Annotated in this window: 14 protein-coding genes; 5 read left to right on the top strand and 9 right to left on the bottom strand. The window is 49.2% G+C overall.

Annotated features, from left to right (window positions below):
- Positions 1-26: 26 nt before the first annotated feature.
- The 3 genes from L6J37_RS16995 (at position 27) to L6J37_RS17005 (ending at position 2023) form a co-directional block, all read left to right on the top strand.
- Positions 27-848 carry a peptidoglycan binding protein CsiV gene (locus L6J37_RS16995; RefSeq protein WP_192017522.1) on the top strand — a complete coding sequence of 274 codons (822 nt, stop codon included), beginning with the start codon at positions 27-29 and terminating at the stop codon, positions 846-848.
- Positions 849-907: 59 nt separating this feature from the next.
- Positions 908-1480, top strand: coding sequence for a GNAT family N-acetyltransferase (locus tag L6J37_RS17000; protein WP_218383166.1), 573 nt, complete (start codon positions 908-910; stop codon positions 1478-1480).
- 69 nt (positions 1481-1549) lie between these two features.
- Positions 1550-2023 (top strand): FKBP-type peptidyl-prolyl cis-trans isomerase, encoded by a 474-nt coding sequence (locus L6J37_RS17005; RefSeq protein WP_218383164.1) that lies wholly within the window; start codon positions 1550-1552, stop codon positions 2021-2023.
- A gap of 112 nt (positions 2024-2135) precedes the next feature.
- Here the strand turns inward: L6J37_RS17005 and L6J37_RS17010 are convergent, their stop codons facing one another.
- From L6J37_RS17010 to hinT, 8 genes are all read right to left on the bottom strand, one after another.
- Positions 2136-3425 (bottom strand): NAD(P)/FAD-dependent oxidoreductase, encoded by a 1290-nt coding sequence (locus L6J37_RS17010; RefSeq protein WP_237796011.1) that lies wholly within the window; start codon positions 3423-3425, stop codon positions 2136-2138.
- A gap of 133 nt (positions 3426-3558) precedes the next feature.
- Complete coding sequence (ycfP, locus tag L6J37_RS17015) at positions 3559-4101, bottom strand: alpha/beta hydrolase YcfP (protein WP_218383163.1); 543 nt, start codon at positions 4099-4101, stop codon at positions 3559-3561.
- Positions 4102-4203: 102 nt separating this feature from the next.
- The gene (locus tag L6J37_RS17020; protein WP_237796013.1) at positions 4204-5058 is read right to left on the bottom strand and encodes a DUF6279 family lipoprotein; all 855 of its coding nucleotides are present in this window, start codon (positions 5056-5058) and stop codon (positions 4204-4206) included.
- Between the two features lie 48 nt (positions 5059-5106).
- Complete coding sequence (locus L6J37_RS17025) at positions 5107-5952, bottom strand: phosphotransferase (RefSeq protein WP_237796015.1); 846 nt, start codon at positions 5950-5952, stop codon at positions 5107-5109.
- Positions 5953-6543 (bottom strand): penicillin-binding protein activator LpoB, encoded by a 591-nt coding sequence (gene lpoB, locus L6J37_RS17030; protein WP_046219739.1) that lies wholly within the window; start codon positions 6541-6543, stop codon positions 5953-5955. It abuts the gene before it with no gap.
- Positions 6544-6613: 70 nt separating this feature from the next.
- Entirely contained in the window at positions 6614-7009 is a 396-nt protein-coding gene (locus L6J37_RS17035; RefSeq protein WP_237796017.1) for a YcfL family protein, read from the bottom strand.
- Positions 7009-8406 carry a COG3014 family protein gene (locus L6J37_RS17040; protein ID WP_237796019.1) on the bottom strand — a complete coding sequence of 466 codons (1398 nt, stop codon included), beginning with the start codon at positions 8404-8406 and terminating at the stop codon, positions 7009-7011. The genes L6J37_RS17035 and L6J37_RS17040 overlap by 1 nt, the downstream gene beginning before the upstream one ends.
- Positions 8407-8474: 68 nt before the next feature.
- Positions 8475-8825, bottom strand: coding sequence for a purine nucleoside phosphoramidase (gene hinT, locus L6J37_RS17045; RefSeq protein ID WP_237796021.1), 351 nt, complete (start codon positions 8823-8825; stop codon positions 8475-8477).
- Between the two features lie 360 nt (positions 8826-9185).
- On the opposite strand from hinT, the gene L6J37_RS17050 reads away from it, so the two are divergent.
- Positions 9186-11183, top strand: coding sequence for a methyl-accepting chemotaxis protein (locus tag L6J37_RS17050; protein ID WP_237796023.1), 1998 nt, complete (start codon positions 9186-9188; stop codon positions 11181-11183).
- Between the two features lie 208 nt (positions 11184-11391).
- Entirely contained in the window at positions 11392-12135 is a 744-nt protein-coding gene (locus L6J37_RS17055) for a class I SAM-dependent DNA methyltransferase (RefSeq protein WP_218383160.1), read from the top strand.
- A 232-nt stretch (positions 12136-12367) separates the two neighbouring features.
- Here L6J37_RS17055 and L6J37_RS17060 read toward each other — a convergent pair whose 3' ends face one another.
- Entirely contained in the window at positions 12368-12658 is a 291-nt protein-coding gene (locus L6J37_RS17060) for a YkgJ family cysteine cluster protein (RefSeq protein ID WP_081669315.1), read from the bottom strand.
- Positions 12659-13017: the final 359 nt, after the last annotated feature.

Below are 13017 nucleotides of genomic sequence, written 5' to 3' on the forward strand. Positions count from 1 at the left end.
GCTGCATACCAGTGCGGAGTATAACCTTGAAAAATCTGATTTATTTGCTGCTGCTTGCCATCAGCCTGCCAAGTTTCGCAGCACGACAATTTGACATTGAAGTCATTATCTTCAAGCGAAATATTGATCCGGGGCAAACGGCTGAATCCTGGCCGGATCAGGCAGAGCCTCTGAATTACAGTGGCACAGTGCGATTGAACAATATGGCGCAACTGGCAAACAGAGGCATTACGCCTATGCCGGCAAGCCGATTTAAGCTGAGCGAACAGTATCAGCGCCTGAAGAGTCATGCCGGTTTCGCCCCACTTGCTCACTTTGGCTGGCGGCAAGGTGATCTCAGCAAAGCACAGGCACCGACTTTTCACTTAACCGCTGGCCGGGATTTCTCAGGTCAGTTTCTGCAAGACGGCACCTCTAAAGCCGAAGCTGCGCGCCATGGCCTGAACAGCAGCGAAATGACAGCACCGCCCAGCTTTGATCTTGCTTCCGGTGAAGTCACGCAAGCAGAGCCTTCTCCGGCAGCGAGTAAGCCGCTGTATGAGCTTGAAGGGAAAATTCAGGTCTATGTGAATCACTTTCTTTTCACCAATACCCAGTTGGATTTACGTGAGCCTGGCCGCCGTGAAGTGGTTGTCGGCACCGAGCCATTAGACAGTCTGGATCCAAACCAGAGCGGCACGGTTCAGTACGGACAGCTGCAGGAAGTGAAAAAGAAAATAGAGGTTGAAGAATTCCTCAAAGCATTCCGCTTTGACCAGCAGCGTAAAATGCGAAGCGGTGAAACCCATTACCTTGATCACCCGCTGATGGGAATGGTAGTACAAATCCGCCGCCTTGATTCAGAATAACAGCTTTTGCGAGGGGCCATCCGGCCCCTTTTTCCGTTTACTGTCTGCAGGAATCACCGATGAAGCTGGACTTCATACTCACCACTCCCCGCCTTTACCTGCGCCCCTACAAAATTGCGGATGTTGACGACAACCTGTCCGCAGTGCTGGAATCGCAGCCGGATTTAAAGCCCTGGGTCGAGTGGTGTCATGATGGCTATGACCAACAGGATGCACACGCCTGGCTGTCGGCTTCTCAGATGAACTGGAAAATCGACAATGGCTACGAACTGGCAATTTTTACCCGCCGTGACGACAAATTTTTAGGTACTGTGTGTCTGAATAATCTGTCTCAGCTGACCAATTCTGCTGAATTGGGTTACTGGATACGAAGCAGTTGCCATCGTCAGGGGTATGCGACAGAAGCGATTGTCGCTCTGGCGCGTTTTGCGTTTGATACGCTGGCACTGACCCGGCTGGAAATCGTGGTACACATCACCAATACACCCAGCCAGAAAACAGCTGAACGCACAGGCGCCCTGTTCGAATCTCTGAGCCGGAACCGGATTTACACACATGGCAAAGCTTGCGATGGCATGGTCTACTCACTGATCCCGCAGGACTTGGCACCTAAACGCAACCGGATAGGCTAAGATAGCCACATAACCTTGGGTTACTTGGCTATATTCATCAAAGACAATACAAAAAAGGTAGGAATATCAGTGTTTAAAATTATTCTCGCGATCATTATCATCGGCTTGGTGATTTTCTTCTTTCAACGCAGCCAGAACAATAAGCAGCTGGCAGTTCAAAATGCAGAAGAAGGCCAAGCCTTCCTTGAAGCCAATAAAAACCAGGATGGGGTTAAAACCACAGCCTCAGGCTTGCAATATACTGTGCTGAAATCAGGCACGGGAACGGAGCACCCCAAGGCATCGGACAAGGTGACTGTCCACTACCACGGTACCCTGATTGACGGCACTGTGTTTGATAGCTCTGTTGAGCGCGGTGAGCCGATCGCTTTCAACCTCAATCAGGTGATCAAAGGCTGGACAGAAGGACTTCAGCTGATGGTTGAAGGGGAAAAAGTACGTTTATTTATCCCGGCTGAACTGGCGTATGGTAACCGCTCTATGGGTAAAATCGGTCCCGGATCTGTGCTGATTTTCGATGTCGAATTATTAAAAATCAATTGATAGCCAAACCATCACCACCGCCCGTGACAGGTGCGGTTAGAGATAACAAAAAACCGCCGTTTCAGGCGGTTTTTTGTATGAGTGCCAGCTCCAAGTGTCTGACACAATAGTTTTAGTGTAGCTTGAGGTTGGGACGCAGCACGCGGTTAATTCGTCCAACCAGCATCATCAGGCTGGTCTTGAAGAAACCGTGCAGCGCAATATGGTGCATCCGGTACAACGAAATATACATCACGCGGGCAATACGGCCCTCAATCATCATCGACCCTTTGGTCAGGTTACCCATCAGGCTCCCGACGGTAGAAAAACGACTCAGGGAAACCAGCGAACCATGATCCACAAAGACATAAGGCTTCTGCGCACGATCTGTCAGCTTAGCGACGATATTTGAAAAGCAGCGGCTGGCCATCTGATGAGCCGACTGTGCCCGAGGCGGAACCAGAGTACCGTCCTTCTGCGTACAGGCAGCCAGATCCCCAATCACATAAATATCATCGTCACGGGTGGTCTGTAGCGTGTCTTTCACCACCAGCTGGTTAATACGGTTCGTTTCCAGTCCCGCAATGTCTTTGATAAAATCCGGGGCTTTAATACCCGCTGCCCAAACCATCAGTTTGGCCGGAATATGCTGACCGTCTTTGGTTATCAGGCCGGTTTCATCCGCTTTAACCACCATGGTTGCCGTGTGTACTTTTACGCCCAGCTTAGTCAGCTCGGTATGCGCAGCAGCTGAAATGCGAGGCGGCAACGCAGGCAAAATACGCTCACCGGCTTCAATCAGGTTGACGTTCAGTCGGGAACTGTCCAGATCACCAAAGCCGTACAAACGCAGCTCTTTCACGGCATTATGCAGCTCCGCGGACAATTCCACTCCGGTAGCACCCGCACCGACAATAGCGATATCAACCGTTTTCTGCTCTTTGTGTGCATGCAGCTTCAGAAACTGGTTATTCATTTCAGTTCTGAATTTATGTGCCTGCGCCGGACTGTCCAGGAAAATACAATGCTCTCGCACCCCGGGTGTATTGAAGTCATTACATTTCGAGCCGATAGCCAGAACCAGAATATCGTATTCAATCTCGCGCTCGGGGATCAGCAGTTCATCGTGCTCATCGTAAAGCGGATGCAATGTGATGCTTTTGCGATCGCGGTCTATGTCTTTCAGCGCACCCAATTGGAAATCGAAATGATGATTTTTGGCATGCGCACGGTAGCTCAATGCGTCAACGCCCTCATCCAGCGAGCCGGTCGCCACTTCATGTAACAGTGGTTTCCACAGATGACTGCTGTTTTTGTCTACCAGGGTAACGTTTGCCTTTCGTTTACGGCCTAAGGTGCGCCCTAGTTTGGTGGCCAATTCCAGGCCCCCGGCACCGCCTCCAACTACGATGATTCTCGTCACAGTCTTTTTCCTCTAGTTTTTATAAATCTTGCACAAACCGGCAGGGACATTGCCCTGCCAGGTAAAAATTCTGACTGACGTAGAGTTGGGCAGAGGATCGTTTCAATCCGTCTGCGGAGGGAGAGGCATATACTCAATTGGTTGCTTTAAATTGCTTTATTGCTTGCAAGTGCTGGGAGATTTTCTTGAATTTATGCGTTTGTGTATCGTCCCAGATCACTTGGTAATATGCGTCCAATGTTCTATTTATGGATCGATTATCTAACACTTCATCATTAGTTGAAAGTATACAGAGGCACTTCCCGATATTTTTTTCTCTGAAATCAGACACGCATTTTGTTGCTATATCTTCGTACTCTTCCGGCCGGTCTATTTTCTTCTGCATATTTGTTTCAGGATGTAAATTTGGGTTAATGATTACTTGCTTGATACCACAGAGAAAGCCGATACGCTCAGCCCAGTAACCCCCCAGCCCTACGCCACATATCAACGGATGTGCATCATCGCTGGCAGCAATGAGTTTATCCACTTCTTTAAGCAAATGTTGCATATCGTGTTTGGGATGAAGTGTACTATAAGTCACTGCGCGAACATCGGGATCGATAAATTGCAGCTGAAGCACTTTTTCGTGATTGCCAGGGCTGGTGGAATCAAAACCATGCAGATAAATGATCATAGTGAAGCGACTCCTGAAAAATGTCCGTATTGAGGTTAATAACTATACGGCATTTACCATTAACCACAAATTTAAAGAGGTTAATCAGGTCATTGATAATGATTACTGTTGGATCAAGACGGCGATTTCTTTGCGCGTGTCAGTTAATTTATTCATCAGGTACTGGCGCTGAGAAGAAGACAAACTCTGATTCAGCTGCGCCATTAAGGCAAATCGGCGCTGAAGGTATTGGTCTAATTGAGACTGTACCGGCGCATAGCGAAGACCGACAACATCTCTTAATAACCTCTCGAGCCTGGCATCAAATTCCGGACGGTGACGCTGCGACAATAGCGCCTGCCATTGCTGATAAAGCCCGCGACGCGCAGAAAAAAAGACCGGCTCAATATCCAACTGGTACTTTGCCAGTTCTTCAATAATGGTTTGTTGCTCTTCCGTCAGTGAACCAATCCATTCCTTGCTGAATTTCTCAAATCTGGTGGTATAGCGCTGAAGTTTCTCTTCCTGGCTTAACTTATCTCTTTTGACCCGAAGTTCATCCAGTTCCTTATTGATCTTACTGTTAATCTGATCAATCTGGATATTACTCAGGTATCGCAGCAGGTTTGCCGCCGGAGGGGTAAAAACTGAAGCACTCTGCTCTGCCAGTGCCGTAAAGCTATAGTGGTAACTTCTTATTTGCTCTGAAGTCAGCGGACGTTGCAGCTCCTGCTGAAATTCAAGAATATGCTGATGCAGTTTTGGCAATTCCTGACGACGGTGCACAGCCTGAGCCTGTAACAGCTCGCTTTCAAACCGGGATGCCTGCACCGGGGTCAGGCTGACATAATCATCCAGATACCAGGGAACCCAATAGTTCATCGTGTTATAGGCAAGGCGGGCGGCACACCCCGAGAGAAAAGCCAATACACACAGCAACAGTAACGGACGATACCAACGAGCACAGGCTAGACTCACGCGTACTTCCTCCAGAAACTGTCTGACAGGTTTACCCGGCGATAGCAATCAGGCAACAGCCAATTTCGCTAACAATGCTTTTGCCTCAATACGATAGGTGTCATCCTGCCACAAATGTGCGCCAGCATAATACCAAAGCATAGCCAAGAAATCGCACCAGGGTAGCCACTGCTGCACAGCTTCTGAGACAAGCTCCGGGTCACCCCCCTGATAACGGCAGTAGTGCTGCGCAGCCGTTACAACTTCAAGCTGGTTGGCCTGAACCGTGAGCGCCAGATCCAGCATAGGGTCACCGGCCGCCGCATACTCCCAGTCAATCACGGCCAACTCTCCGCCCGGACGTTGAATGAGATTGTAAAATCCCAGATCATGATGGCAACAGGTGTCTGGAAACCCACTTTGAGGAATATGGCTGAAATAATGTGCGCATACTGATGCCAGTTCTTCCCCGTTATCCTCCGGTGAGATGGCAGCAAGATACTGTTCAGCCCGCTGACGTACGGCTAAACGCCAGCCAGGCAAAGGTAACCGGTGAATCTTGGCCTGCAAAGCCATCATCACGGCTGGCGATGGGGAATGAGTACAAACCTCTCCGGCTATCCACTCCACAAGTATACCGGCTGGCGTTTCTGCAATTGGATGCGGGGCAAACGGGCAAGGCTGAATCGCTGACAACAGCTGATATTCTTGCTGACGGTCAACGCCAAATGCCTGGCTGGCCGGGCTGACAGGACGCCAGACCGCGTGTGAATCAGAAGAGGTAGAGGAGTGCAGAACAAGCTGCCAGCATCGGTTACTGAGCCCGCCCCCCAAAGGGCGGGCATTCAGCACATCGAAACCAGCAATGCGGGAGAATGGCCATGCTTCCGGCTGAATAAACGATGAGTCAGGCACTTACCAGCCCAGCAAGCGTTTGGCTTCCTGCTTACGGATTTCAGTTTCATCCGCCCACTCAATCAAGCCGGTTTCCAGATCCATCAGGCGCATAGTCATTTTATAATACACGTCTTTATCGCTGCCTGATTGCTTCACGATACTGGCAAGGTTGCCGTACATCATATATTCCGCGCCAACCATCTTGCCAAACTGAATCGCCGTACTTTGATTAACCAGTTCATCGTTATTCTGGAAGTTCAGTTGCTTACGAACAGCTTCTACACGCGTCATATCGACAAAACGGAACTTACCTGAGTTGAGCATTCGCGTGCTGATTGAATCGGTAATAGATTCTGTATCGATGTGCTCGCTGGTTTTATTTTTGATGCTGTCCACCACTATGATAGGACGCTTACCGGCAGTAATCGCGCCCACTGAGCCCGATGCCAGCATGCTGTCTGTCATGTTTTCCGCAATCTTTTGCAGGTCTGTCGAGCCGAATTCAGAAGTCGTGGTTTCTACCCCCTGAGCATCTCCATAAGTTACCTGTTTTGCACAACCCCCCATCAGGGCAGCAATTCCCACTAAAGCTATGACGCGTTTTTTCATTTCTAACCCTTAATCGGTTTTTATCATTCTTGGAATAATGAGGTGATTACAATCAGCCCACTAAACTTGCTTACCATGTACTGGTCGCTTCACGGATATAAATACGGTAATTGGTGACATCCGCACTCTTCGCCATGGCTTTGATTGTCATTGTGTCTTTACCATGCAGTACGAACTGCCGCCATGGGCTTTCGCTACCGCTGACTTCCAAGCCTTTGGCATCGTACCAGTAAAAACGGTACTGCAGCTTAATATCAGTATCTGACTTGCTGTTTACCGGCACACCGGCCTGAAGCAAGCCATTCTGACGTGAGACAATGGCTTTTTCTATCCCAATCTGGTTGGCCAGATAAGGGTTAGCAATAACCACATACTGGTTACTGCTATCAATACTGATACCAGAGGTTGTGGTATCCGCACAGGCTGCCATCATCACAGTTAACAGTATTACTGCAAAATATTTCATTAGTTTCCTCCTAATAACACCGACCAGCCACTCATTGACTGACCCTGTCGGGAAATCCAGACCATAGTGGTACGGCCTGATTTAACCTCAGCATCCACCGACCTGCCCTGCCATTGAATTTGATGGCTGCCGGGAGGCAAGTCTTCCTGGTACAAAGCAACCCGAGCAGGCAGAGTTTGCCAGCTTCTTGTATCCGGTTGCTCTGTTAATGTATTGAATATATTAGCCAAAACATTACCGACTTCATCACCGTTTCGCGCCGCCGACTGTCTGACCTGCTCTTTGGCAATCACTCGCAGGCTTTGGCGCAATACCCGCACTGGCAGCGTTTCGCTCAGGCTCTGTTTCACCATTTGGTCAACATTAACCAAAGGCGGCGCAGCCAGTAACCGATTGTTAAGACTGAGTTTACCCGGCAATACTGCCGGACGCGGCGGGTAATGAGGCAATGCCAGATTGTAAAGCACACTCTGACCCTGGCTGTCATAGAGCCAAAGCGGCAAACGCCAGCCTTCGGGAGCCTGTACCACGCCCTGTTCATCTAAAATAATCAGGCGACCAGTTCCTGACTGAGGTGATTGCCAGGGGCCATACTTTTTGGCCAACAGCTGCTGATCATCTTTCATGCTCAACCGCTCAGCCAGTCTTTGCACCGCCTCTGCCACATAGGGATTATCGGGAGCAACCGCTAACGCCCGTTTGAAATCGATATAGGCATCATTCAGATTACCGTCCGCTTCATACAGCATGCCTGACAAATAGAATAAATAGCCGTTCTGCACCGCTGCCAGTGTCTGCCCGGCATTCGGGTAACGCGCGAGCACTGAACCGATATTGTCTGTCAGCCCCTCTTTTTGCAGCTGATTTTCTGCCGAGGCTAACTCAGATTCACGCTGCTGTCTGGCCGCTTCCTGAACCTGATTCGCTCTGCGCATTTCAACCAGCGCGCCATTCAGGTCCCGATTATGAATGTAGTTCAGCGCAAGATATAAATGCAAAAATCCCAGTTCATAATCAGAGGCTTGGTAGCTGATCATATTGTCATTGGTGAACAATGATCCAGCCTGGTTCAACCCTTCAGACACCTGAATCCGGGCTGCATCTTGCTGCTCTTTAACCGCGTTGTCCGATTTCTGCAATGCTGCAAAGCTGGCGGTGTAATCGCCGGTCAGCAACGTCAGCCTGCCCCGCTCCATGCCGTCGAGAATCGCCCCAGCCGGCTCATCAGGCAGACTGTCTAATGCGCCCTGAATCTGGCCTTGATACAAAGCGTGTCTGCTCGATTTTGTGCTGGCGCTGTAATGGCTGAACAGGCTGTGCCCGGATAAATTGGCACAGCCTGAGAGAATAAAAGCGCAAAAAAAGACAAGAGTTTTGTGCCGGAAATGTTTTTTCATTCGATCCTGTTTGTCATCTGGCTGCCCACAAATCTCTGCGGAAAGCAGGCCATGAAGATTCGCCAGTCTTAACCAACCAGCATCGGGCCGAGCGGTCGTCCACCCAACAGGTGCATATGAATGTGGTACACTTCCTGCCCACCGTGAAGATTACAGTTCACAATCAAGCGATAACCGTCTTCCGCAATACCTTCCGCTTCTGCGAGTTTGCGGGCCACGGTAAACAAACGCCCCATCATCGCTTCATCTTCCGCTTCAACATGGTTAACCGTTGGAACCAGCTTGTTAGGAATGATCAGGATATGGCTTGGAGCTCGGGGGTTAATATCGCGAAATGCAGTGACCAGATCATCCTGATACACCACATCAGCCGGGATTTCCTTACGGATTATTTTGCTGAAGATAGTTTCTTCTGCCATGACTTTCTCCATCTTTTGATTTCTACCATTGCCGAGTATGCGTGAGTCGCGTAATCAGAGCAATATTGAACGTCGTTTTAAACCAATTTTCCTGCGATTATTTCACTGCAAAATCTTCATTTTGTTACACCTGCCAAAGTATGTGCAGAGAGTATCCGGTTATCCTCATCAAACTCCTGCCTAGCAAATTACGGTGATATTTTGATGACACGGTCACGGCTTGAGGCACACTTATTTTACGTCGTGAAGCAAACGATGTATGAGTAACAAAATAATAACACTCAAAATAAAAACCACACTGGTAAGCAAGGAAATGCTCGGGCTGTGTCCGGCCTGGGGTGTTTTAGGGACGATAGTGCAATGAAAAAACAGACTTCTGTCATCCGGCGTATGTACGCAGGTTTCGCCGTGATGATCGGCCTCTTCGCAACCACCAGCACACTAACGCTGATGGAAACCAAAACTATCTATGGGCAATTAGAGTCGGTGAACACCGAATCCGTTCCGTTAGTCACCATTTCCAGTCAGGCCAACGTGGAACTACTGGTCGCCGACAAAGTGTTTAAAGATTTTCTGACCACCAATGATCAAAACCGAATGCAGCAGTATGAAAGTCAGTTTACTGAATCTTACGATCATTTCAGCCAAACGCTGACAACCCTTGTCGATACCGCGAAAGACTACCCTTCGCTGAGCAGCCAGCTGGAAGCCTTGACAGCATTAGAAGGCAGATACTTTACCCAGGCCCAGGTTGCCATGAGCAACTACCGTGATCAGTTAGCCGCCAATGAAGCTCGTCAGCAATCCATCCGCCGCTTTCAGCAGTTGCATCGCGACCTCAATGTGCGGATGAAAGATGTGATTGCCGATCGCAGCCGGGTGTCTGAGCTGATGCTGGCAAAAAGTTACTTCGACAAACTCAGCCAGACAGAAGCCATTACATCTGATGCTCTGGCATCCAGTGATGTTGAAAAAATTAATGAAGCGATAAAAAACAATAAGCGCCTGGTTAACCATCTCAGCAATTCTTACCGCACACTAACCTCGATGATCCCCGATCTCAAGCGGACTTTTGACTCGTCGATTGACCAATACAATCAGGACATAGGTCAGTCAGGTGGTGTGCTGGATGTGCATTTTAACTATATTCAGGCCCAGGAACGCCTCTATACCAGTATCAGTAATCTGGCGGCAGAAATTAACAATGCTAACTCTTTGCTTGAAAGCTTCCGCAGCCAGGCAAGAGATGACATGAATATGGCCATCGCTCAGGCAGGTGAGTCTTACCAGACGGGCGTCCGAAATACCGTTCTGCTAGGCAGTCTGGCCGCGTTTCTGGCCGTTGTTATCGGCTGGTTCCTGGCACGTAATGTCAGACAACCGCTGGCTTCCACGCTGACCACACTGGAAGCACTGACAGCAGGCGATATGACAAAGCGCATTACTGACAACAAATACGCTGAGTTCGGTCAACTGAGCCATCACATCAATACGCTGGCTGACCATCTGCAGCAATTGCTGAGCCAGTTGAGCGATGCCTCTGCCGAGTTGACTGAAGTCGCCACCCAGAACCAGACCACCACAGCTGACGCCAAAGATCGTCTGAACGAACAACGCCAGCAAACCGCGTCCGTAGCAACAGCAATGACAGAGATGGAGCATTCTGTGGCTCAAGTGACCCAAAGTGCTCAGCACACTCTCGATAAAGTGAAAAATGTCGAGTCGGCCGCGGCAACGGGCCGTGGAGTCATGGGCCGTAATATTTCCACCACCCATCAACTGTCTGAGCAATTGGATCAGTCGGTGCAGGCGGTGAACCAGCTTCAGCAAATGAGCAGTAATATCGGCAGTATCCTGGATGTGATTCGCACTATTGCCGATCAGACTAACCTGCTGGCACTGAATGCGGCTATTGAGGCCGCACGCGCCGGTGAGCAAGGGCGGGGGTTTGCGGTGGTTGCTGATGAAGTGCGCATTCTTGCTCAGCGAACTACCGCCTCAACGGGCGAGATTGAATCTATGATTCAAGAGCTGCAATCCAGCTCGAGCCAGGCTGTTCAGGTGATTGAGAGCTGCGTTAACGAAATGGAAGACAGCGTCAACCAGACGTCAGAAGCCAGCAGCGCGATGGAAGAAATTGAAGCCATCATTATTGAAATCAGCGATATGAGCAGCCAGATAGTACAAGCCACCGAAGAACAACGCAGCACCACTGCCAGTATTGCCCGTAGCCTGGAAGACATCAGCGAAATTGCCGATGCCAACCTTGCGGCGATGGAAAGCGTCACCAGTGCCAGCCTGAAATTGGATCTCCAGGCCAAAGAGCAAAACGCCCTGGTTCAGCGATTTACCCTCTGATCAAAACAATAACACTCAATAGGCCAGAACGAGTTTCTGGCCTTAATCATAGTGTCTGTCCCGCCAACACCCTTTTCGTCATAACCGTGTCTGTCCCGTCATAGCCAGCGACAAGCTCAGTTACTGATACTTTTATCTGCTTCGCAATTGCGGCAGATTGGTTTACTATGCGCCACCCAAAAATTTCAGCTCAGTCTACCAGGCAACTATGTCCGCCAACGCCCTTTACACAGACCTTTCAGGCTATTACGACTTAATGTGTGTCGATATCGATTACCAGGCCCAAAGCCACTGTATTCGTCGGCTCCATCAATTGTTCGGTAACAACGGAAATACCCATCTTGATCTGGCCTGCGGGACAGGGCCGCATGTTCGTCATTTCATTGATTATGGCTATCAGAGCAGCGGACTGGATATCAATCAGCCGATGCTGGATATTGCCTCCACGCGTTGCCCGGAAGCACAGTTCACTTTGCAAAACATGAGTGATTTCAACATTACGTCCCCAGTCGACTTGATCACCTGTTTCCTGTATTCCATCCATTACAGCGATGGTATTGAAAAATTGAAAGACTGTATCGCCAGCGTGCACAGTGCATTAGGCGATCAGGGGATGTTCTGCTTTAACGTGGTCGACAAAGATAAAATCAATAACGATTTATTTGTCAGGCACACTGCCCAACACGACGGCAGCCAGTTCACTTTCCACTCGGGCTGGCATTATTGTGGCGACGGCGAAAAACAGTCGTTAAAGCTCAGCATCGAAAGAAGCACGGCTGAAGAAACCCATCAATGGCATGACGAACACCCCATGGTTGCTGTCACTATCAATGAATTAAAAGACATACTGCAGCCCTACTTTGAAGTTCATGTCTTTGAGCATGACTACGAGAAAATCATCCCTTGGGATAACAGATCAGGCAATGCCCTTTTCGCTTGTGTGAAAATCTGACTCTGACGGGCATCATTCACGTTAATTGAGAGTGATGTTCATTTGATTGGCTTATCGGAGGCAGTTGCTATAAAGCTGCTCCGTTACCCCAGAGGCCAACTTTGGTGTCCAAAACCCATATTGGCCTCGCTTTAAAGGCGTCTATTTGCCTCGATCTATACTGTATCCAACTGCCGTAGGCGCTTTGGATATACAGACGCTGTGCTTCTGAACCGTGATTGATCCCCAACAATCACACTAAATCTGCTCTTTCATCCCGACATTCGTACGAGCCCATTTCGAATTCCCGGCAAATCCAAGGCCGGTTTTCATAGATGGTACACATAAAAGTTTCCCGGTTTAGCGCCGAACACCAACCATCAGCCAGACGTAACATGGTTTCACCGCCCCATTCATCAGTGGCAATGTGTTGTTCTGGAACGCCAGTGTCAGTAATGATCATGACTTCTAAGCGGCAACAGCAAGCCTGACAAGTAGAGCAAGAAACCTCAGGGACAGCGATGTTTTTTATTGGAATGGTCATGAATGTCTTCAGCAAATACAGTGACGACATAGTACGCTAATTCGCACGGATTTACCGAAATAGATGACCAGCCAACATTGAGGACCACTTGGGGATATACCGGGACAGACAGGTCAACAGTCGTACAAGGACAGACATACCATGCTTGCAAGGACAGACATACCATGCTTGCAAGGACAGACAGGTGAAGAAAAAAACAACTTCATCAATTTCATAAGATTCTGACCCAGATCCCCACTTCGTGATTTGCTCCTTTTTCCGGCCAGCACAGACGCATACTGTATGTTTATCCAGTTCAATTATTGTGACTCCCAATGACGACAGCACGCAGCCAACTTATCAGTATAGAAGCTACGCCT

The organism is Photobacterium sp. WH77 (assembly GCF_022014395.1).
Lineage (GTDB): Bacteria > Pseudomonadota > Gammaproteobacteria > Enterobacterales > Vibrionaceae > Photobacterium > Photobacterium arenosum.

Excerpts from the sequence above, each read along its gene's own strand:
- L6J37_RS17000 (WP_218383166.1), top strand. The coding sequence starts at position 908 with ATGAAGCTGGACTTCATACTCACCACTCCCCGCCTTTACCTGCGCCCC.
- ycfP (WP_218383163.1), bottom strand. The coding sequence starts at position 4,101 with ATGATCATTTATCTGCATGGTTTTGATTCCACCAGCCCTGGCAATCAC.
- lpoB (WP_046219739.1), bottom strand. The coding sequence starts at position 6,543 with ATGAAAAAACGCGTCATAGCTTTAGTGGGAATTGCTGCCCTGATGGGG.
- L6J37_RS17035 (WP_237796017.1), bottom strand. The coding sequence starts at position 7,009 with ATGAAATATTTTGCAGTAATACTGTTAACTGTGATGATGGCAGCCTGT.
- L6J37_RS17040 (WP_237796019.1), bottom strand. The coding sequence starts at position 8,406 with ATGAAAAAACATTTCCGGCACAAAACTCTTGTCTTTTTTTGCGCTTTT.
- hinT (WP_237796021.1), bottom strand. The coding sequence starts at position 8,825 with ATGGCAGAAGAAACTATCTTCAGCAAAATAATCCGTAAGGAAATCCCG.
- L6J37_RS17050 (WP_237796023.1), top strand. The coding sequence starts at position 9,186 with ATGAAAAAACAGACTTCTGTCATCCGGCGTATGTACGCAGGTTTCGCC.
- L6J37_RS17055 (WP_218383160.1), top strand. The coding sequence starts at position 11,392 with ATGTCCGCCAACGCCCTTTACACAGACCTTTCAGGCTATTACGACTTA.
- L6J37_RS17060 (WP_081669315.1), bottom strand. The coding sequence starts at position 12,658 with ATGACCATTCCAATAAAAAACATCGCTGTCCCTGAGGTTTCTTGCTCT.